Genomic DNA, 18,991 nt, shown 5'->3' on the forward strand with positions numbered 1-18,991 from the left:
GGTTATGCCCGCGTTATGCACGACCCACCACACTGGCGGCACTTAAGGTCTTTGGGGGCACTGGTGCGAGTGTTGGTCGCCGAGGACGAGCGCATGCTCGCCGACTCGATCGCCGAGGGGCTGCGCGGGGAGGCGCTGGCCGTGGACGTCGCCTACGACGGGGACTCGGCGCTCGAACGCCTCGGCGTGCACGAATACGACGTGCTGATCCTCGACCGGGACCTGCCGGGCACGCATGGCGACGAGGTGTGCAGGACGGTGGTCGAGCACGGCTGGCTGGTGCGGGTGATCATGCTGACGGCCGCCTCCGACGTGCGGGCGCGCGTGTCGGGGTTGTCGCTGGGGGCAGACGACTACCTGCCCAAGCCGTTCGCGTTCGAGGAGTTGCTGGCCCGCGTGCACGCGCTGGGGCGGCGGGCGCGCCGGGCGGATCCGCCGATGCTGGAGCGCGCGGGGGTGCGGCTGGACTGGGCGCACCGGCAGGTGTTCCGCGACGGCCGGTACGTGCCGCTGGCCCGCAAGGAGTTCGGCGTGCTGGCCGAGTTGCTGCGTGCCCAGGGGGCCGTGGTCTCGGCCGAGACGCTGCTGGAGAAGGTGTGGGACGAGCACATCGACCCGTTCACGAACACGGTGCGTACGACGATGATGAAGCTGCGTAAGAAGCTCGGCGAACCCCAGGTCATCGAGACCGTGCCGGGATCGGGGTACCGCATCCCATGAGCGTGAGGTTGCGTTTCGCCCTGGTCTGCGCGGGGGTGTTCCTGGTGCTGGGCGGCCTGGTGGCGACCGGGGTCTATCTCGTCGTACGGCAGAGCCTCGAATATCGCGCCAGTGTGATGACGCCCGACAGCTTCACCGTCGATTGGCGGACCTTCGGCCGCTACAACGACATCTACGAGCTCGCGCGGCAGCGGGCGATGCAGGTGCACGTCGTCTACCAGCGCGACACGCTGAACGGCACGCGTACCGCCTGCATGATCGCGGTGCTGGCGGGCACGGCGGGGGCGTTCGGGATCGGGTGGGCCGGCGCGGGCTGGGTGCTGCTGCCGCTCAGGCGGGTCACCGAGACGGCGCGGCGGGTGGCGCAGCGCCACGACCTGACCGAGCGCATCGGCTACGACGGCCCGGGGGAAGAGGTCAAGGAGCTGGCCGACACCTTCGACCGGATGCACGACCGGCTGGCGCGCTCGTTCGACGGGCAGCGCAGGTTCGTCGCCAACGCCGCCCACGAGCTGCGCACCCCGCTGACCATCAACAGGACGCTGGTGGACGTGGCCGTGCGGCGGCCCGACGCGACCGACGACGTCAAGCGGCTCGGCGAGTCGCTGCTCGTGGTCAACACCCGGCACGAGCGGCTGATCGACGGCCTGCTGGCGCTGGCGGAGGGCGAGCAGACGATGCTGGACCGGCAGCCGTTCGACCTGACGGACGTGGCCGAGCACGTGCTCGACCAGGCGGCGGCCGAGGCGGCCGAGCGCGAGGTGACCATGCACCGGCTGCTCGACCCGGCCCCGACCGCGGGTGAGGCGGTGCTGGTTGAGCGCCTGGTGCAGAACCTGGTGGAGAACGCCATCAGGCACAACCACGCCAAGGGTGAGGTGTGGGTGACGACGCGGCGGCGGGCCGACCGGGTGGAGCTGGTGGTGGCCAACACGGGGCTGCAGGTGCCGTCGTACGAGATCGCGACGATCTTCGAGCCGTTCCGGCGGCTGCACGGCGACCGGCTGCGCTCGGACCGGGGCAGCGGGCTCGGCCTGTCGATCGTCCGGGTGATCGCCGAGGCGCACGGCGGCACGATCGCGGCCAGCCCGCGCGAGGAGGGCGGCCTGACCATCACCGTCGAGCTGCCCGCCGAGAACACCGGCCCCTGAGAACTCACCGGCCGGTGGTTGGTCAGTCGCCGGGGACGATGCTCTGGTGGATCTCCCACAGGGCCGTCTCCGGAATGCCGGCCTTGACGAGCTGCTCCCACGTCGCCATCCGATCGGCCGGGTCGGCGAGCATGGCCTGCAGCAGCGGACGCAGGCCGGCCCGGTCGGCCCCCTCCTCGCGCCACATCGCGCCCAGCGCCCGGTGCATCGCCGGCGACCTGACGGCCACCGTGCGCAGCAGTTCCTCCAGGATGCCCACCCGGTCGCCGAACGGCAGCGCCTGCCCCTCCCCCAGGGCCCGCAGCAGCAGGTCGAGCAGCCTGCGGTGGCGGGGCGAGTGCCCGGTGGCGACCGCGACCACCACGTCGCCCATGCCGGTGGGCTCCGTGCCGCCGCCGAGCACGACGTCCTCCTTGCCGTCCGTCATCACGCGGTGCGCGGACAGGGCGGTGACCAGCCCGGACCAGCCCTCGTGGCCGAGTTGCCCCTTCCACAGGTGCGTGAGCGCGGACCAGCGCTCCAGGTGGTCGGGGCCCTGGAGGATGGACGACACCGCGACGGGTCCCTCGGAGGCGGCCACGATGAGCAGGGTCAGGTTCGCCGAGTAGGCCGCCAGGCGGCGGGTCATCGTGTGCCGTACGGGGCGGAAGCCGGCGAAGTGGCGGCGCGGGCGCTCGTACAGGGATCGGCGCAGCAGCCCGGCCAGCAGTTCCACGCAGCGGGCCCGGACCGCCGGCGGCACCTCCGCCAGCAGTTCCAGCAGGAAACCGACCGTCGGGCCGCGCTCGGCCAGGCAGGAGTGCGAGGTGACCGCGTACAGCAGGTCGTCGTCCACGGCCTGCACCAGCACAAGGGGCTCGTCGACCGCCAGGCGGCAGCGCCGGTCGAGGTCGCGCAGCGCGTACATGCTCACCCAGGCCACCAGGAACTCGGCGAACGTGGAGTGCAGGAACGCGTGGCCCTTCCTGCGCACGAAGAAGAAGCGCTCGGTGGCCTTGCGCGCCCAGTCGACGCGTTCCTGCTCCTCGCCCGGTTCGTCCTCGCCGCCGTGGCAGAGGGCCGGCAGGTCGCGGTTCAGCTGCTCGTCGGTGATCACCTGGCTGCCCCTGGCCAGCATGGACAGCGCCACCGCGCCGAGCAGGACCAGCTCCTGGTCGATCACCACCCGGCGGGCCCCGCCGGTCTCGCGTTCGGTGTAGTCGCGCAGCAGCACCTCATACAGGCGGGCCCTGCCCAGGGGGCCGTGCTCGCGTTGCAGCGCGTTGCCGCCGGCGTCGTAGAGCGCGAGCAGCAGCAGGAGCAGCGGGTGCCTGGCCATCTCGCCGTGGGCCAGGGCCGCTTCTGCGGGCAGCGGCCGCAGGTCGCGGCGGGCCAGCAGGGCGCGGTTGGCCTGGTCCCAGATGTCGAGCCACTGGCGTACCTGGTCCTCCTCGAAGGGCTGCAGTTGCAGAGCCAGCAGGCCGGCGGGGAAGCGTACGCGGTCGGCCACCACCGTGCGGCCGGTCACGATCACCGCGACGGGGCGGCCGAGCCCCGCCTCCCTGGCCTGGAATTCGCGTACCCGCTCCAGGTAGTCGAAGCGGCCGATCGCGCCCTGCACCAGCTCGTCGAACCCGTCCAGCAGGATCACCGGCATCGCGCCGCCCCCGGCCGTAACCAGGTCGGCGTAGGGCACCTCCTGCCCGAGCACCTCGGCCACGGCCTGCTCGATCTGCTCGGTGATGTCCGCGCGCGCCCGCACGCCGCGTAACTCCACCCGCATCGGCAGGAACTCCGACCTGGCCAGCCGCGCGGCCAGCACCTCGGTCAGCTTGGTCTTGCCGGAGCCCGGCTCGCCCAGCACGAGCAGGGGCGCCTGGGTGGCGCGCAGTGAGGTGAGGTGCCCGACGAAGAACGCCTCGGCGTCGATCAGCAGCCGCTGGTCCTGCCACCAGTCCCGCTGGGCGGGCGAGGACTCGCGGGTCAGCTCCGCCACCCGGCAGCGCGGGCTCAGGTAGCCCTCGCCGAGCAGCGGCAGCGAGACGTCCTCGGGCAGCTTGCCGGCCACCAGGAGCGGCTGGTCGAGCGCGTTCGCGGCCATCCTGACCTGGTGGATCATGGGGCGGTCGCCGACCCGGGGCGGGGCCAGCTCGGCCATCAGCCAGGCCACCCGCGACAGCGCCGTGGCCGGTGGCGGCCGCTCGGTGACCAGGCTGCGCACGCCGAACTCGTGGCTGTCGAGGGCCAGCGACCGGTAGTCCTCGTCGTAGATGCGCAGCGCGTGCGCGGTCGGCCCCTCGGCCAGCAGGGCAGGCAGGCGGAGCTGGTCTTCCACGGCCAGCTCGTCCCAGACGGCCAGGCCGCCGACGTACCCGGCCATGGCCTCGGACATGCGCAGATAGGCACGTTCCACGGCCTGACGGGTCTCGGCGTAGGGGACGTGCGGCTCCGGGGTGGGCAGCCGTTCCAGCAGCAGCACCGCCACCAGCCTGGCGTAGCGCTCCGTCGTCGGCACGCCGTGGGAGATCCGGTCGCCGTGGTCGAGTCGGTCCAGGGTGAACGGCAGCTTCGCCTCGCCGAGCGCCTCGAAGTAGGCCGACACGACGACCGCCGCGTGCGCGGCGGCCAGCCGCTGCGTGCGGGTGAACCGGTCCACGCCGCTCTTCAGCTCCGGCATGCGGCGCACGACGTCCTCGCCGTAGGCGATGATGCCGTCGCGCAGGTCGCGCAGGTTCGTCGTGGCGATCTGCGCGCCGGCGGCCAGCGCCCAGCCCGTACGCGCGGCGGCCGAGGCCAGCCCGATCACCTTGGCGAGCCTGCCGTCCTTGCAGCCGAGTATCCGCAGGGCGTCGGCGTAGCTCGGGGTGTCGATCATGGCCTTCTCCCTGGGCTGGGATGTCCCATCATGCGCCGTACGCCCCGATCCGCGCAGGCTCCTTCGCCAGGTCGATCGGAGAAGTCACCTGCCCGTCACGTTCGCTTCACGGCCTCGGCGATTTCCGGCAGCGCCGCCGGGTCCTCGATGGTGGACGGCGTGTTGTACGGGTTGCCGTCGGCGATGTCGCGCATCGTGGCGCGCAGGATCTTGCCCGAGCGGGTCTTCGGCAGGCGGGCGACGACGACGGCGCGGCGGAAGGCGGCGACCGGGCCGATGCGCTCGCGTACCAGGGTGGTCAGTTCCCGTTCCAGCTCGTCCGGGTCGCGCTCGGCGCCGGCCTTGAGCACCACGAACCCCATGGGGAGCTGGCCCTTCAGCTCGTCGGCGACGCCGATCACCGCGCACTCGGCGACGTCGGGGTGTGCGGCGATGACCTCCTCCATCGAGCCGGTCGAGAGCCGGTGCCCGGCCACGTTGATCACGTCGTCGATGCGGCCCATCACATACAGGTAGCCGTCCTCGTCCAGGTGGCCGCCGTCGCCGGTCAGGTAGTGGCCCGGGTGGCGCTCCAGGTAGGAGCGGGCGTAGCGGTCCTCGTCGCGGTAGAGGGTGGGCAGCGCGCCGGGCGGGAGCGGCAGCTTTACGGTGACCGCGCCTTCGGTGCCCGGCGGGCAGTCCTTGCCGTCGCCGTCGAGGATGTGTACGTCCCAGCCCGGTACGGGCTTGGTCGGGGAGCCAGGCTTGATGGGCAGCGGCTCGATGCCGACGCAGTTGGCCGCGATCGGCCAGCCGGTCTCGGTCTGCCACCAGTGGTCGATGACGGGGATGCCGAGCAGGCCGGAGGCCCAGTGGTAGGTGTCGGGATCGGTACGCTCACCCGCCAGGAAGAGATGCCGCAGCCCCGACAGGTCCCACTTTTTCGCGAAATTTCCGGAAGGGTCCTCTTTTTTGATGGCGCGGATCGCGGTCGGCGCCGTGAACAGCGTGCGCACGCCGTGCGTGGCCACCACCCGCCAGAACGCGCCCGGGTCGGGGGTGCCGACGGGCTTGCCCTCGTACAGGACCGTCGTGCAGCCCGCCAGGAGCGGCGCGTAGACGATGTAGGAGTGGCCGACCACCCAGCCCACGTCGGAGGCGGCCCAGTAGACCTCGCCGGGGGCGGCGCCGTACACGTGGGACATGCTCCAGTGCAGCGCCACCGCGTGGCCGCCGTTGTCCCGCACGACGCCCTTCGGCAGGCCGGTCGTGCCCGAGGTGTAGAGGATGTAGAGCGGGTCGGTCGCAGCCACGCTCACGCACGCCGCACCCGCCGCCTCCCGCACGGCCGCCGCCCAGTCCAGGTCGCGTCCCTCCCGCAGCTCGGCGGGGCACTGCTCGCGCTGCAGGACCACGCACCGCTCCGGCCGGTGCTCCGCCTGTTCCAGCGCGTCGTCGAGCAGCGGCTTGTACGCCACCACCCGCGCCGGCTCGATGCCGCACGACGCCGACAGCACCACCTTCGGCCTGGCGTGGTCGATCCGCAACGCCAGCTCCCTGGCGGCGAACCCGCCGAACACCACCGAGTGCACCGCCCCGAGCCGCGCGCAGGCCAGCATCGCGACCACCGCCTCGGGCACCATGGGCATGTAGATCACCACGGTGTCGCCCGCCGTCACGCCGAGGCCGCGCAACATGCCCGCCGTCCTGGCCACCTCCTCCAGCAACTCGGCGTAGGTGTAGGTGCGGACGGTCCCGGTGACCGGGCTGTCGTAGATCAGCGCCGCCTGCTCGCCGCGTCCCCGGGCGACGTGCCGGTCCAGGGCGTTGTGGCAGGTGTTGAGCCGCCCGTCGGGGAACCAGCGGCCCTCGCCGTACACGGTTTCGGGCCTCACGTCCCAGTCGATCCCGCGCGCCGCCTCCCCCCAGAACGCCTCGGGCTGCTCGATGCTCCGCCGGTAAGCCTGCTCGTAAGTGCTCACTTTTGCATCAGACCAGCCCACCTGGCCGTTAGGCAAGATATGGGGGTGAGTGATGACGTGATCCTTTCCGTGGTTGTGGGTTCGCGGGCGTACGGGCTGGAGACTGCCGGTTCCGACACCGACCGGCGGGGTGTGTTCGTGGCGCCGACGGCGGCGTTCTGGCGGCTGGACAAGCCGGCCACGCATCGGGATGGGCCGCTGCCCGAGCAGTTCTCGTGGGAGGTGGAGCGCTTCTGCGGCCTGGCCCTGGAGGCGAACCCCACCGTCCTGGAGTGCCTGTGGTCCCCGCTGGTGGAGGTGATCACCCCCACCGGGCGGCGGCTGGTCGATCTGCGCGGGGCGTTCCTGTCGGAGCGGGCGCACCGGTCCTTCACCGGGTACGCCGAGGCCCAGTTCCGCCGGCTCGACCCGGCGCGGCCGAAGTGGAAGCAGGCCATGCACATGATCCGGCTGCTGCTCAGCGGCCTGCACCTGGTCCGGAACGGGGAGCCGCTGGTGCGGGTGACCGAGCACCGGGAGCGGCTGCTGGCCGTCCGGCGCGGCGAGGTGCCGTGGGCCGAGGTGGACGCCTGGCGGGCCGCCCTGTCCGCCGAACTGGCCGGCTCGGCGAGCGTGCTGCCCGGGGCGCCCGATCGGGGCCGGGTGGAGGACTTCCTGGCGGAGGTGCGTACGGAGAACCTGCCGGTGCGTATATGAGCCTGGTGGGCAGGAAGGATGTGCTGGCGGCCATCGCTGCGACTCTGCCGGCCGGGTGCGTGGTGGTCGAAGGGCCGGCGGGGATCGGCAAGAGCCGGGTGCTGGAGGAGGCCGGCCGGCTCGGGCGGTCGGGCGGGATGAGGGTGGTAGGCGGGCGGGCCACCGAACTGGATCGGGTCGCGCCGCTGTCCACACTGTCGCGGGCGGTGGGCGAACTGGCGGGCGGTTCGGGCGGCGGCGGGGGCTGGGGGCGCTGACCCGCCAGGTCCTGACCCACGAGCCACCGCCGGGCCCCCTGACATCCCCAGCCGGGTCGTAACGCCTCGCCGTCACGCTCGCCGTCACGAGGCCCCGTCATCGTGAAGCCTCGCCGCCGTCGCAGCCTCGCCGTCCTGGGCCTCGCCGTCGTGGGGCTTCGTCATCGGCCCGGGGCGCTCCCCGGGCCGATGACGCCTCAGTGGCCGGTCAGTCCGGGAGCAGGGGTAGGAGGGTTTCCGCGTCGGGTCGCGTGATCTCGATCCCGAGTTCTGCGCGCAGCCACCCCACCAGCTCCTCAGCCGTCGTCAGCCGCACGCCCTCCAGCCGCACCCGGGCGTCGGCGGTCGTCCGCTGGGCCAGTAAGTGGCGGGTGAACGGTGACTGCGGATGGGTGGAGACGTAGTAGTTCGCCACCTCGAAGTCGCTCGGCAGTTGCGGCTCGTCCGGGCGGAAGGCGTACAACTCGGTCTCGCCCGAGTGCAGCACCCAGAACTGCCCGTCCCTGCCCAGCCGCCACCGCCACTCGCCGGACGCCAGCGACGCCCCCTCCTCGAACGGCAGGGGCTCAACCAGCCCCTCGCCGCCGAATCCGACGTCCGCCAGCCACGTACGGCCCCGCGCCACGACGGTGAGCATGGCGTGTGAGCGCGGCAGGTGGTGGCGGCCCAGCCGGATTCTGGCCAGGTGCCTGGTCACGAGGAAGCCGAGCCGTTCCAGCGCGGCGGCGAACAGCAGGTTGTGTTCGTGGCAGTAGCCGCCGCGCCCGCCCGTCACCAGCTTGTCCTGCATGCTGCCCAGGTCGAGCGAGACGCCCTTGCCGAGCAGCACGTCCAGGTTCTCGAACGGGATGGCGCGCACGTGCGCCAGGTGGACGGCGCGCAGGGTCTCCGCCGTCGGTGTGCGCGATCCGTCATATCCGATTCGCCGTAGATAGGCGTCGAGGTCGAGTTTCTCTATGTCCCACGTCATGTGATCAACAATGACGGGTACGAAACCCCCCACGCATCACGTGTTCACGGGATCCGCCGACAAGACCAGCCTTATCGCGAAATTTCGGTATCCGGCCCGCTCGAACGCCCGCGCCATCGGCACGTTGCCCGCGTCCGTGTCCGCCACGATCCGCCGCACCCCGCGCCCGGCGTGGAAACGGGTGATCTCGGCCAGCAGGTCATCGGCGTACCCGTGGCCGCGCTGCTCCGGCACCACCCCGACGTACCCCACGACGGGCCCGCCGTTGTTGGCCGACGGCAGGGCGACCCCCACCAGGTCGCCGGCCTTGTCGTAGGCCAGCCGCCACCACGCCCGATCCCCCGGCATCTCCTTGTTGTCGGCGACGTCCTGGCGCGCCTGGGCCACCGGGTCCATCGTGCGCAGGGCCTGGCGCGTGTGGTGGTCGAGGGTTCCGACCGCCACCCTGCGGAAGGCGTCCACGAACGTCTCGTCGTCGTCATCGCCCGCGAAGACGAGCCGGTCGGAGGGCTCGGGCACGGGGGCCTCGCCCTCCGTCCACTCGTAGCGCAGGCGCTCCAGTTCCTCGTTCAGCCCGGCGCGGCGCGCCGCCTCCCATCTCCAGGCGATGGCCGCGCTCGCCCTGGGGTCCTCGCGCCAGCCGTTGGAGACGAAGACGTGGTAGTCGATCGCGCGTCCGTAGACGGCATGGGCCCGGCGCAGCAGTTCGGCGGCCAGGCCGACGCGGTCGGGGACGGAGGGGTGGACGTACAGGCAGTCGAGCGCGAGCGGCTCGGACCCGCCGGGGAAGCCCCACCACACGGCGCGGGCCATGATCTCGCCGCTGGACTCGTCCTCGGCGAGCCAGACGCGATCGAGGCGGTAGTTGCCGCTCTCCAGGAACGACAGCAGCCGTTCGGGGTGGGACCAGCTGATGGACTCGTCCACGACACACCCGAGCAGGCGGTCTAGATCGTCCTTGACGGCGGTACGGTAACGCATGAATTCTCCGAGAAGCAGAAGCGGGCGCGGTGAGCGCCCCGGAACGTGCCGGACATCTCAGGCGCCTCCTTTCTTCCGACTTTTCGGTATCAGCAGGCACTCTAGCGGAAATATCGCGAAAGGATGGGCTGGTGACCTCCTTCGACGACGACACCCTGCCACTGCAGCCTCCCGTCCGGCTGCCGGACAAGGCCACGCTCGCGGCGGCCGTACGCGCCGCGCCCCTGGCGGACGAGCTCAAACCGGCGGACGACGACACGGAGGCGCTGGCCACGTGGGCGGAGCACTGCCGCTCGCGGCTGGCCGAGGACGAGGGGCTGCTGCTGGAGCTGGTCCGGCTGTTCCTGTCCAGGGAGCCGCTCAGGGGTGAGGCGTCGGGGACGCTGACGGGCCTCGGTCTGGTACGGCGGGCGGAGCCGTACACGCTGAGCTGGCTCGGTCTGTGGGTGGCGCGGCAGATCATCGCCGAGACCACCGGGCAGGAGATCCCGGTCATGGGGTCGCTGGCGGAGGCCGACGCGGCGGCGCTGCTGCACGGGCTGCGGTCCTACCCGGAGTCCGAGCGCGCCGAGGAGCTGGCCGAGTGGCGCGAGGGCAGGGACGATCAGGCGGCGGTGGCCGAGCTCGCCTCGGTGCTGGCGGCGGTGAGCCCGCTGAGCCGGGCGGTCGGCGTGGAACTGCTGTCCACGTCGTTCGGCGGGGAGGGGCGGCAGGCCCTGGACCGGCTGCTGGAGGAGCCCAAGCTGGGCGCGGTGATCGCGACCAGGACCGGGCGGGAGGAGCGGCAGGCCGCGCCGGACGAGATCGCCTGGGTGCTGGTGGACATGGCGGCGGCGCTGCTGGAGTTCGGCGGCGAGACGGGTGAGGTGCTGGAGTCGATCGCGATGGGGATGGCGGCCGAGGAGCAGGCGGGCACGATCGCGATCCTCGCCTTCGGGGACCATCCGTGGACGGGCCGGGTGCTGCGGGTCTTCATCGAGCATCACTCGGACGAGCGGGTGGTGGCGGCGGCCCGCAAGGCCCTGCGCCGGCTGCGCGGCCTGGCGGACGTGCGGGGATAGCCCCCGTCAGACCCTGCTCGGGCCCCGGGCGTGCGGGCAGGCGGGGATAACCGTGCGGGCCCAATCGGGAGCTCCATGTTGCGCATGATGGTGATGTGACCATGGTGACGCCGGTAGAGTCGGCTTGCGTGAGTGAGCATGCGATCTCCCCCCGATCCGCCATTCTGGGTGACGCGTACGCCTGCGGCTGCGGCGTCATCCTCGGTGGCCGGATGACGGCCGAGCTGCACGCCGCCGAGAGCGGCCTGTGCTCGTCCTGTCTCGGCTCGGCCGAACAGGAGGAGGCGCCCGGCCTGACCCGCCCCTGCACCTCCTGCGCCGGCACCGGACGCCGCCGGGAGCAGATCACCTGGCAGTTCGCCGCCGCCGAGGCCGAGCACCTGATCACGATGACCGTCGTACGCGGGGTCGTGGCGGGTTTCGACGGCCCGTTCCACCTGTCAGAAATCGCCGACACGGTCAGGAACGGGCTCGGGCTGCCCACCGGCCGGCTGCCGGTCGGGCCCCGGGTGCGCGACCTGCTGTTGCAGTTGCAGGCGGCCGGCGAGATCACGATGTTGTCCGCGCCGGACGAGATGGTGGGCACGGACATGGTCCTCTACCGCGACCCGCAGTGGCAGCGCGTCCGCACCCTCGGCATCTGAAGGACCCCTGAGGGGCCCCGCTGAAGAATCTCTGAAGGCTTCGCTCACTGTCACCGGTCATCCGTCGTCTCCGCGCCGGACAGGCGCCCTACTTGACGAGTAGGCGCAAGTACTTGCTATGGTCTGTCAAGTGACGACCACGCGAGATCATGTCGAGTTGGTGGCCGAGCTCGTCCGGCTGCTGGAGGTGCGGGTTATCGACCCGCTCGACATCCTGCTGAACTCCGAAGAGCTCCTGGCCCCGATCAAGGACCGCCTGCACGTGGAGGCGGAGGTCTGGGCCGCCCAGCTGCTCGGCCCCGACCGGCGGCTGGCCACGCTGACCGCCGCCAGGCTCATCGGGGTCCTGTTCCCCGGCGACGAGCCCTTCGACCCGCCGGAGCAGTGGTGGCGCACCCCGCTGGGACGGGCCGTGGCGCGGGGCGCCGGGCATCCGTCGGCGCAGGCGGTGTCCTACTCCACGGCGGGCGCGATGCTCGGCATCACCCGGCAGGGCGTCCACGACCTCGTCAAGCGCGGCAAGCTCGGCAAACATCCCGATGGTGGCGTCACGACCTCCTCCATCCACGCCCGGCTCAACCGCCCCCAGGAGGGCACGCCGTGACACCACAAGACCTGATCATCGACGACCGGCCCGTCCACCTGGCCATCCGCGACCACGGCGGCGACGGTCCTCCCGTACTGCTGCTCCACGGCCTGGGCGGCACCCTGCTGCACTGGGACGAGGTCGCGCCCCTGCTGACCGGCGCCCACCGGGTCGTCGCGATGGACCTGCGCGGTCACGGCCTGTCGGGTGAGGGGCCGTGGGAGTGGGAGGCGGTGCTGGACGACGTACGGGCCGTGGCCGACCACTTCGGCCTGGGCACTCCCCTGGTGGCCGGCCACTCGCTCGGCGGCATGGTCGCGCTGCGATGGGCGCTGCGCCACCCGGAAGGACCGGGGATCGTCAATTTCGACGGCCTGCGCTCCGCCGAGACCGAGCCCCGGCACTACGCGGGCATCGACGAGGACGACCTGCACACGATCCTGGCGGAGCTGAAGGCCGTCTTCGACGCGCAGGCGGAGGCGATGGCCCAGCCGCTGCCCGAGGCGCACGCCGCCATGTTCCCCGCGCGGGCGCTGCTCACCACGGACGAGGGCGTCTACGTGCGGCCCGGCGCCGCGCTGGCCAGGCAGGTCCGGCACGACCCGTGGTTCCGTGACAGCGTGCCGCTGGTGGCGGACGTACGGTGCCCGGCCCTGTTCGTCCTGGCCACGCGGAACCTGCCGGGCATGCCGGGGCGGGTCGGCGAGCTCATGCCCGCGCTACGCGAGGGCATCCGCCGCGACCTGCCGCCCCTGACCGCCGACCGGCCGCACCTGCGCGTCCTCGAACTGGACGCCAGCCACAACATGGTCGCCGAGCAGCCGGGCGAGGTCGCGCGGGCGGTGCTGCGACTGTCGGCGGAGGCCACCGGACGGCCGTAAGCCCCCAGGACGGCGGTTAGTCTCCAGGACGGCCGTAGACCGTCAAGACAGCCGCAGGCCCTCAGGACAGCCGCAGGTCCTCACGACGGCAGGTGGCAGACGATCTCGCCGTGCAGGATCGACAACCAGCCGTCCCCGGCCGCCGCCCACTCCAGCCACCCCTCCGAGATGCGCCGCAGGTCGGCCTCCGTGGCGGCGCCGGTGGCCAGGGCCTGTTCGGCCATGGCGGAGCGCAGGACCCGCTCCGCCCACATGCCGCCCCACCAGGCCCGGTCTTCCGGGTTGGCGAAGCACCAGGTGGAGGAGGTGGCGGTGACGTCCTCGAAGCCGGCGGCGCGGGCCCAGGACAGCAGCCGCCGGCCCGCGTCCGGCTCGCCGCCGTTGCCTCGGGCGATCTTCTGGTAGAGGGCCAGCCACTCCTCCAGCGCGGGCACGCGGGGGTACCAGGTGAAGGCGGAGTAGTCGCTGTCCCTGACCGCCACGTAGCCGCCGGGCTTGGTGACCCGGCCCATCTCGCGCAGCGCCCGTACGGGATCGCCCACGTGCTGCAGCACCTGGTGGGCGTGCACCACGCAGAAGGTGTCGTCGGGGAAGTCCAGGGCGTGCACGTCGGTCACGGCGAAGTCCACGTTCGTCAGCCCCCGGCGGGTCACCTCGGCCCTGGCCAGGTCGAGGGCCTCGGCCCGCACCTCCGACGCCGTCAGGTGCCCGACCCTGGCCGCCAGGTCGGCGGTGATCGTGCCGGGGCCGCTGCCCACGTCCAGGACCGTCATGTGCGGCTTGAGGTGGGGCAGCAGGTACGCGGCCGAGTTCTCGGCGGTGCGCCAGCGGTGCGAGCGCAGCACGGACTCGTGGTGGCCGTGCGTGTAGACGGCGTCCATCGGGAACTCCCTCGTTTCGACGACGATGCCCCGACCCTAACGTCTGTCTCATCATTCAGGAGAAAATGTCTCTACATATGAGACAAGACCAGGCCATCTCCCATCGCTCGTAAACTGGTCACGAACGCTTCGCACTCGCAGGAAAGGGCGTTGGTCGTGGGAGAGGTCCGGCCGATCGTGCACGTGGGCGATCCGGTGCTGCACAACGCGTGCGAGCCGGTCACCCGGTTCGACGGCGAACTGGCGTCGCTGGTGGCCGACATGTTCGCCAGCATGTACGCGGCCGAGGGCGTGGGCCTGGCCGCCAACCAGATCGGTGTGCCCCTGCGCGTGTTCGTCTACGACTGCCCCGACGCCGATGGCGAGCACCACAAGGGCGTCGTCGTCAATCCCGTGCTGGAGCTGCCCGGACTGGGCGAGCGGCGGCTCGACGACGGCGACGAGGGCTGCCTGTCGGTGCCGGGCCAGTACGCGCCGCTCCCCCGCTCCGACCACGCCACCGTGCACGGCTTCGACGCCTCCGGCGAGCCGGTCACGGTGGAGGGCACCGGTCTGCTGGCGCGCTGCCTGCAACACGAGACCGACCACCTCGACGGCCACCTGTACATCGACCGGCTGCCGGCCAAGCGCCGCAAGCAGGTGCTGGCGGCGTACCAGGAATCCACTAAAGCGGACAAAGCACCGCTATAGTGGAGGAATGACAGGCGAAGGGGTCCTGTCCAGCGGGTTGTCCCTGACCGAGCTGGGCGGGCGGATCCGGGGCGAGCGGCGGGCGCGCGGGCTGTCCATCGAGCGGCTGGCCGAGCTGAGCGGCATCAGCAGGAGCATGGTCTCCGAGGTCGAGCGGGGCGCGAAGACGCCCACCGTGCTGGTGCTCGACCGGCTGGCCACGGCGCTGGGCACGTCGATCTCGCGGCTGCTCGACGAGCCGGCGCACAGCGCGATGCGGGTGCTGCGCCATGCGGACCAGCGGGTGCTGCGCGACCCGGCCGGGTGGGAGCGGCGGGTGTTGTCGCCGGTGCTGGGCGAGGTGGAGTTCGAGTTCATGCGCACCACCATCGGCCCCGGCGTGGACGCGGGCGAGTTCGCGCCGCACGCGCCCGGCTCGCGGGAGTACCTCGCCGTCGAGCACGGCAGCCTGCGGCTGAGCATCGACGGCAGGCCGCATGAGCTGGCGGCCGGCGACTCGGCGTACTACCCGGGCGACTGCCGCCACGCCTTCGCCAACGACGGCACCACCGACTGCGTCTTCTACCTCGCCATGGAGGTGAGTGGAGTCGGGCACCACGAACCACGGAGGGAATCCCCCGATGCATGAGCTGCGCCAGGCCGGCGCGAAGGCGGCCCAGATCGTGGCCGACCACCTGGAGGGCGTCGGCGAGCGGCCCGTGTGGCGGCCGGTGCCGGACGGCGAGTTGTCCTGGCTCACCGGGCAGGAGCTGCCGGAGACCGGACGGGCCCTGGAGGAGCTGCTGGAGGACACGCGGGCGCACGTGCTGCCCTACCCCATGGGCAACGGGCATCCGCGCTTCTTCGGCTGGGTGAACTCACCGCCCAACCCGGCGGGCGTCCTCATCGAGCCGCTGGCCGCGGCACTGAACCCGAGTTGCGCGGGCGGCGACCACGCGGGACCGCACCTGGAGCGCACGGCGGTGCGCTGGCTGGCGGAGCTCGTCGGCTTCCCGCACCCGCCCGGCGGCGGGCTGCTGACCAGCGGCGCGTCCATGGCCACGGTGATCTGCCTGGCCACCGCCCGGCAGCGGGCCGCGCTGGCCGACGGCTGGGACGCCCGCGAGGAAGGGCTCTCCGGACGGCCCGCCATGGTCATGTACGCCACCGAGGAGGGCCACAGCTGCCTGCACAAGGCGGCCCAGCTTCTCGGGCTCGGCGCGCGGAACGTCCGCACGGTGCCGGTGGACGCGGCGTACCGGATGGATGCCGGCGCGCTGCGCGCGATGATCGCCGAGGACCTGGACGCGGGGCTGCGGCCCTTCTGCGTGGCGGCCAGCGCGGGCACGGTGAACTCCGGCGCGGTGGACCCGCTCGACGCGATCGCGGACGTGGCGGCCTCGTACGGGCTCTGGTTCCACGTGGACGGCGCGTACGGCGCGCTCGGCATCCTGGACGACGGCGCGGCGCCGCACTACGCGGGGCTGGAGCGGGCCGACTCGCTGGCCCTGGACCCGCACAAGTGGCTGGGCGTGCCGGTCGGCTGCGGCTGCGCGCTGCTGCGCGACCCGGGCGCGGCGCGGGCCGCCTTCAGCCTCGTGCCGTCGTACCTGGTGGACGACAACGCCGGCGACCTGGGCTGGTTCGCCGAGTACGGGCCCGAGCAGACCCGGCCGTTCCGCGCGCTGAAGACCTGGGCGACGCTCTCCTACCTGGGCCGCTCGGGTGTCAAGCGCCTGGTGGAGCACACGACGGGACTGGCCCGCACGCTCGCCGCCATGGTGGAGGAGGCTCCGGACTTCGAGTTGCTCGCCCCCGTCACCACCTCGATCACGGCCTTCCGGCACACCCCGCGCACCGGCGACCTGGACGCGCTCAACCTGGAAGCGCTCAACCTGGCGGTGCCCGGCGCGGTGCAGGCGCGCGGCAACGTGTTCCTGACCGGCACGCGGCTGGGCGGGCGCGCCGCGCTGCGCGCCTGCTTCCTGCACCCGGACACGACCGAGCAGGACCTGGAGCTACTCCTGGAGGAGATCCGCGTGGCGGCCAAGGAGCTCTAGCCGGACGCCTGGTCGTTGTCCTTCATCGAGCCCCAGCCGTGCCAGCGCTCGACCTCGATCCAGGCGCTGATCCGGTCGCGGACGCGGTCCGGGTAGGGCTTGCCGGTGTAGTGCACGGCGATGCGGTCGATGTCGTCCAGGCCCTCGTCCTCGCGCAGCTCGACCACCCGGCCGATGAGGGTGACGTGGGTGTACCAGTCGTCGCCGTCCATCACGGTCAGGCTCACACGGGGGTCGCGGCGCAGGTGCCGCAGCCGGACGCGGCCGTGGTCGAGGTTGATCAGGACCCGGCCGTCCTCCCACAGGTACCAGGTGGGCGTGGAGACCGGCGTGCCGTCGGAGCGCAGGGTCGCCATGACGCAGGGGTTGGGGCGGCGCAGCAGTTCGACGGCTTCCTGCGGCAGCGGCGGCTTGGACATGGTCCTCTTTCCTGGAGTTCGGGCGGTCTGCTCGTAAGAGTAGACAAGGACCCCGACAAAGATCGGACCGGCTGGTCAACGGCCGTCATCGGTAGGGCGATGAAAGCGGTAGTACCGTCTGGGTGTGGTCACAGTCGATGACGTACGTCAGTTCGCGCGCACCCTCCCCCGCTCCTCGGAGCACCTCATCAGGGACCGCGTGAAGTTCCGCGTGGGGAAGATCGTCTACGTGGCGTTCTCACGTGACGAGACCCTGATGGGGTTCGGCTTCCCCAAGGAGGAACGCGCGGCCCTGGTGGCGGCCGAGCCGGAGAAGTTCGAGCTTCCCCGGGAGTCCGACCTGCGCTTCAACTGGGTGGTGGCGCGGACCGCCGCCATCGACGCCGAGGAGATGCGGGAGCTGGTGCTGGAGGCGTGGCGGATGTGCGTGCCCAAGAAGGTGCGCCTGGAGCAGGAGCTCTCCGCCGCCAAATTCTGATCGGACCCGGCGTCAGGGTGATCGGCGCAGTCCCGCGACGAGCAGCCCGACCAGCCGGCGCGCGTCGTACCGGGGATGGTTGCCCGCGCCCGCGCACAGCCCGCCGACCCCCCGCATGAGCTCGTAGGCGTCCTGCCCGGGGCGGATCTCGCCGGAACCGGCCGCCGCGTCCAGCAACCGGGCGCACACCGGCTCCAGCCGCTCGATGAAGTAGGAGTGCAGGGGGTCGAAGCAGGGGTCGTCGGACTGCAGCACGGCGGCGAGTCCCTGCTTGGTGATCACGAAGTCGACGAAGAGGTCGAGCCATCGCTCCAGCGCGGCGTAGGGGGTCGCGCAGGTCTCCAGCAGGGACGGGCCCGCGTCGGCGAGGGCTTCTACCTGGTGCCGGTAGACGGCGATGATGAGGTCCGCCCGGGTCGGGAAGTGGCGGTAGATCGTGGCCGTCCCGACGCCGGCCTTGGCCGCGATGTCGCGGATCGGCGCCTCCACGCCGGAGGTGACGAAGACCGCGGCGGCCGCGTCGAGCAGATTCTCCTCGTTGCGCCGCGCGTCGGCCCGCTTGGCCCTCGGCGCCCGTCCCGCGCACTTGTCGTTACTGCTGCTCACCGTGCGGTTTCCTCACTTTTGCTAAACGGGACACTGTCCCGTATATCCCGATCCGGGACACCGTCCCGCTTATCCATGATGGCAGACCCAGCTGTGAGGAAGAACCTTCATGACCGCATCAGACATCACACCCGCCCCCGTCGTCTCGGTGAAGCCGGTGACGCTGGCAGCGCCGGGCCGTGGTGAGGACCTTCAGGTACGGATCTCCGCCCCGGCGACCGGTAGCGACCTGCCGATCATCCTCTTCTCCCACGGCCACGGCTCCTCGCTGAACGGCTACGGCCCGCTGACGGACTACTGGGCCGCTCACGGGTTCGTGGTGATCCAGCCCACGCATCTCGACTCCCGCACGGTGGGCCTGGCCCAGGACGACCCCCGTACACCGCGGCTGTGGCGCTACCGCGTCGAGGACCTGAAGCGCATCCTCGACCACCTCGACCTGCTGGAAGCCGCCGTCCCCGGCCTGCCCGGCCGCCTCGACCGCGGCCGCGTCGCCGCCGCCGGGCACTCCTTCGGCGGCCAGAGCGCGGCCAACCTGCTGGGCCTGCGCGTCCTCGATCCGGTCGGCGGGGAGGAGGAGGACCTGTCGGACCCGCGCGTCAAGGCGGGCGTGCTGATCGCCACGGCCGGCAAGGGCGGAGCCGACCTGACGCCGTACGCGGCCGAGCACCTCCCGTGGATGAACGTGAACTTCGCGCACATGACCACGCCGGCCCTCGTGATCGCCGGCGACAAGGACGACCTTCCGCTGACGGTCAGGGGCCCGGAGTGGACGATGGACCCGTACACGCTGAGCCCGGGCGCCAAGAGCCTGCTCACCCTGTTCGGGGCGGAGCACTCGCTCGGCGGGATCGCGGGCTACGAGGTCCGTGAGACGACCGACGAGAACCCCGAACGCGTCGCCCTGGTCCAGCGCGCCACCTGGGCCTACCTCCGCCACGCGCTCGGCATCGAGGACGCCTCCTGGACGGCGGTCCGCGAGACCCTGTCGCAGACCGCCGACCCACTGGGCCGGATCGACTCCCACTAAGACGGGCCGGCCGCCGGCGTGGCCAGGTAGCCCCGGAAAATCCCGCCCGCTCCCGCACACCTCGTAGAGGCTTGTCATGGTTCCTC

General features: G+C 71.9%; 20 protein-coding genes. 13 read left to right on the forward strand and 7 right to left on the reverse strand.

From position 1 onward, the window contains the following. Positions 1-63 precede the first annotated feature (63 nt). Complete coding sequence (locus tag AB0I81_RS03150) at positions 64-720, forward strand: response regulator transcription factor (protein WP_360648957.1); 657 nt, start codon at positions 64-66, stop codon at positions 718-720. After that, on the forward strand, positions 717-1,871 hold the full coding sequence (locus AB0I81_RS03155; RefSeq protein WP_360648960.1) for a HAMP domain-containing sensor histidine kinase: 1,155 nt from the start codon (positions 717-719) through the stop codon (positions 1,869-1,871). The genes AB0I81_RS03150 and AB0I81_RS03155 overlap by 4 nt, the downstream gene beginning before the upstream one ends. A 22-nt stretch (positions 1,872-1,893) precedes the next feature. Here AB0I81_RS03155 and AB0I81_RS03160 read toward each other — a convergent pair whose 3' ends face one another. Then, positions 1,894-4,725 (reverse strand): hypothetical protein, encoded by a 2,832-nt coding sequence (locus AB0I81_RS03160; RefSeq protein WP_360648963.1) that lies wholly within the window; start codon positions 4,723-4,725, stop codon positions 1,894-1,896. A gap of 95 nt (positions 4,726-4,820) precedes the next feature. Further along, on the reverse strand, positions 4,821-6,686 hold the full coding sequence (locus AB0I81_RS03165; RefSeq protein ID WP_360648966.1) for a propionyl-CoA synthetase: 1,866 nt from the start codon (positions 6,684-6,686) through the stop codon (positions 4,821-4,823). Between the two features lie 45 nt (positions 6,687-6,731). On the opposite strand from AB0I81_RS03165, the gene AB0I81_RS03170 reads away from it, so the two are divergent. Then, complete coding sequence (locus AB0I81_RS03170; protein WP_360648969.1) at positions 6,732-7,382, forward strand: nucleotidyltransferase domain-containing protein; 651 nt, start codon at positions 6,732-6,734, stop codon at positions 7,380-7,382. A 5-nt stretch (positions 7,383-7,387) separates the two neighbouring features. Further along, positions 7,388-7,639 carry an AAA family ATPase gene (locus AB0I81_RS03175; RefSeq protein WP_360648972.1) on the forward strand — a complete coding sequence of 84 codons (252 nt, stop codon included), beginning with the start codon at positions 7,388-7,390 and terminating at the stop codon, positions 7,637-7,639. Positions 7,640-7,847: 208 nt separating this feature from the next. On the opposite strand, the gene AB0I81_RS03180 is transcribed toward AB0I81_RS03175, so the two are convergent. Next, positions 7,848-8,609, reverse strand: a complete 762-nt coding sequence (locus AB0I81_RS03180; protein WP_360648975.1) for an arylamine N-acetyltransferase — start codon at positions 8,607-8,609, stop codon at positions 7,848-7,850. Positions 8,610-8,645: 36 nt separating this feature from the next. Then, positions 8,646-9,590 carry a GNAT family N-acetyltransferase gene (locus tag AB0I81_RS03185; protein ID WP_360648978.1) on the reverse strand — a complete coding sequence of 315 codons (945 nt, stop codon included), beginning with the start codon at positions 9,588-9,590 and terminating at the stop codon, positions 8,646-8,648. Positions 9,591-9,721: 131 nt separating this feature from the next. Between AB0I81_RS03185 and AB0I81_RS03190 the strand changes: the two genes are divergently transcribed. The 4 genes from AB0I81_RS03190 to AB0I81_RS03205 all read left to right on the forward strand — a co-directional run bounded on the left by AB0I81_RS03190 (position 9,722) and on the right by AB0I81_RS03205 (position 12,762). Continuing rightward, a complete protein-coding gene (locus AB0I81_RS03190; RefSeq protein WP_360648981.1) occupies positions 9,722-10,651 on the forward strand; it encodes a hypothetical protein in 930 nt (309 codons plus the stop codon). Between the two features lie 128 nt (positions 10,652-10,779). After that, positions 10,780-11,295, forward strand: coding sequence for a hypothetical protein (locus tag AB0I81_RS03195; protein WP_360648983.1), 516 nt, complete (start codon positions 10,780-10,782; stop codon positions 11,293-11,295). 130 nt (positions 11,296-11,425) lie between these two features. Next, positions 11,426-11,899, forward strand: coding sequence for a hypothetical protein (locus tag AB0I81_RS03200; protein ID WP_360648986.1), 474 nt, complete (start codon positions 11,426-11,428; stop codon positions 11,897-11,899). Continuing rightward, positions 11,896-12,762, forward strand: a complete 867-nt coding sequence (locus tag AB0I81_RS03205; RefSeq protein ID WP_360648989.1) for an alpha/beta hydrolase — start codon at positions 11,896-11,898, stop codon at positions 12,760-12,762. The genes AB0I81_RS03200 and AB0I81_RS03205 overlap by 4 nt, the downstream gene beginning before the upstream one ends. Positions 12,763-12,842: 80 nt before the next feature. On the opposite strand, the gene AB0I81_RS03210 is transcribed toward AB0I81_RS03205, so the two are convergent. After that, positions 12,843-13,643 carry a methyltransferase domain-containing protein gene (locus tag AB0I81_RS03210; RefSeq protein WP_360648992.1) on the reverse strand — a complete coding sequence of 267 codons (801 nt, stop codon included), beginning with the start codon at positions 13,641-13,643 and terminating at the stop codon, positions 12,843-12,845. Between the two features lie 156 nt (positions 13,644-13,799). Here AB0I81_RS03210 and def point away from each other — a divergent pair, with 156 nt between their 5' ends. The 3 genes from def to AB0I81_RS03225 are packed head-to-tail and all read left to right on the forward strand — an operon-like array spanning position 13,800 to position 16,372. Continuing rightward, entirely contained in the window at positions 13,800-14,333 is a 534-nt protein-coding gene (def, locus tag AB0I81_RS03215) for a peptide deformylase (RefSeq protein WP_360648995.1), read from the forward strand. 7 nt (positions 14,334-14,340) lie between these two features. Continuing rightward, on the forward strand, positions 14,341-14,961 hold the full coding sequence (locus tag AB0I81_RS03220) for an XRE family transcriptional regulator (RefSeq protein WP_360648998.1): 621 nt from the start codon (positions 14,341-14,343) through the stop codon (positions 14,959-14,961). After that, positions 14,954-16,372, forward strand: a complete 1,419-nt coding sequence (locus AB0I81_RS03225) for an aminotransferase class V-fold PLP-dependent enzyme (RefSeq protein WP_360649001.1) — start codon at positions 14,954-14,956, stop codon at positions 16,370-16,372. Before AB0I81_RS03220 ends, AB0I81_RS03225 begins: the two co-directional genes overlap by 8 nt. Here the strand turns inward: AB0I81_RS03225 and AB0I81_RS03230 are convergent. Next, the gene (locus AB0I81_RS03230) at positions 16,369-16,791 is read right to left on the reverse strand and encodes a PPOX class F420-dependent oxidoreductase (RefSeq protein WP_360649004.1); all 423 of its coding nucleotides are present in this window, start codon (positions 16,789-16,791) and stop codon (positions 16,369-16,371) included. The two genes, AB0I81_RS03225 and AB0I81_RS03230, sit on opposite strands and share 4 nt — an antisense overlap. 124 nt (positions 16,792-16,915) lie before the next feature. Here AB0I81_RS03230 and AB0I81_RS03235 point away from each other — a divergent pair, with 124 nt between their 5' ends. Then, the gene (locus tag AB0I81_RS03235) at positions 16,916-17,269 is read left to right on the forward strand and encodes an MmcQ/YjbR family DNA-binding protein (protein WP_360649007.1); all 354 of its coding nucleotides are present in this window, start codon (positions 16,916-16,918) and stop codon (positions 17,267-17,269) included. A 12-nt stretch (positions 17,270-17,281) separates the two neighbouring features. On the opposite strand, the gene AB0I81_RS03240 is transcribed toward AB0I81_RS03235, so the two are convergent. Next, positions 17,282-17,875: a TetR/AcrR family transcriptional regulator gene (locus AB0I81_RS03240; protein ID WP_360649010.1), complete on the reverse strand. Its 594-nt coding sequence runs from the start codon at positions 17,873-17,875 to the stop codon at positions 17,282-17,284. Positions 17,876-17,984: 109 nt separating this feature from the next. On the opposite strand from AB0I81_RS03240, the gene AB0I81_RS03245 reads away from it, so the two are divergent. After that, positions 17,985-18,905: a chlorophyllase gene (locus tag AB0I81_RS03245; protein WP_360649013.1), complete on the forward strand. Its 921-nt coding sequence runs from the start codon at positions 17,985-17,987 to the stop codon at positions 18,903-18,905. Positions 18,906-18,991: the final 86 nt, after the last annotated feature.

It is taken from the genome of Nonomuraea sp. NPDC050404 (assembly GCF_040655495.1).
GTDB lineage: Bacteria > Actinomycetota > Actinomycetes > Streptosporangiales > Streptosporangiaceae > Nonomuraea.

Bases quoted from the DNA above. Each gene is read 5' to 3' on its own strand.
- AB0I81_RS03160 (WP_360648963.1), bottom strand. From the start codon at position 4,725: ATGATCGACACCCCGAGCTACGCCGACGCCCTGCGGATACTCGGCTGC.
- AB0I81_RS03225 (WP_360649001.1), top strand. From the start codon at position 14,954: ATGCATGAGCTGCGCCAGGCCGGCGCGAAGGCGGCCCAGATCGTGGCC.
- AB0I81_RS03230 (WP_360649004.1), bottom strand. From the start codon at position 16,791: ATGTCCAAGCCGCCGCTGCCGCAGGAAGCCGTCGAACTGCTGCGCCGC.
- AB0I81_RS03180 (WP_360648975.1), bottom strand. From the start codon at position 8,609: ATGACGTGGGACATAGAGAAACTCGACCTCGACGCCTATCTACGGCGA.
- AB0I81_RS03185 (WP_360648978.1), bottom strand. From the start codon at position 9,590: ATGCGTTACCGTACCGCCGTCAAGGACGATCTAGACCGCCTGCTCGGG.
- AB0I81_RS03220 (WP_360648998.1), top strand. From the start codon at position 14,341: ATGACAGGCGAAGGGGTCCTGTCCAGCGGGTTGTCCCTGACCGAGCTG.
- AB0I81_RS03245 (WP_360649013.1), top strand. From the start codon at position 17,985: ATGACCGCATCAGACATCACACCCGCCCCCGTCGTCTCGGTGAAGCCG.
- AB0I81_RS03210 (WP_360648992.1), bottom strand. From the start codon at position 13,643: ATGGACGCCGTCTACACGCACGGCCACCACGAGTCCGTGCTGCGCTCG.
- AB0I81_RS03155 (WP_360648960.1), top strand. From the start codon at position 717: ATGAGCGTGAGGTTGCGTTTCGCCCTGGTCTGCGCGGGGGTGTTCCTG.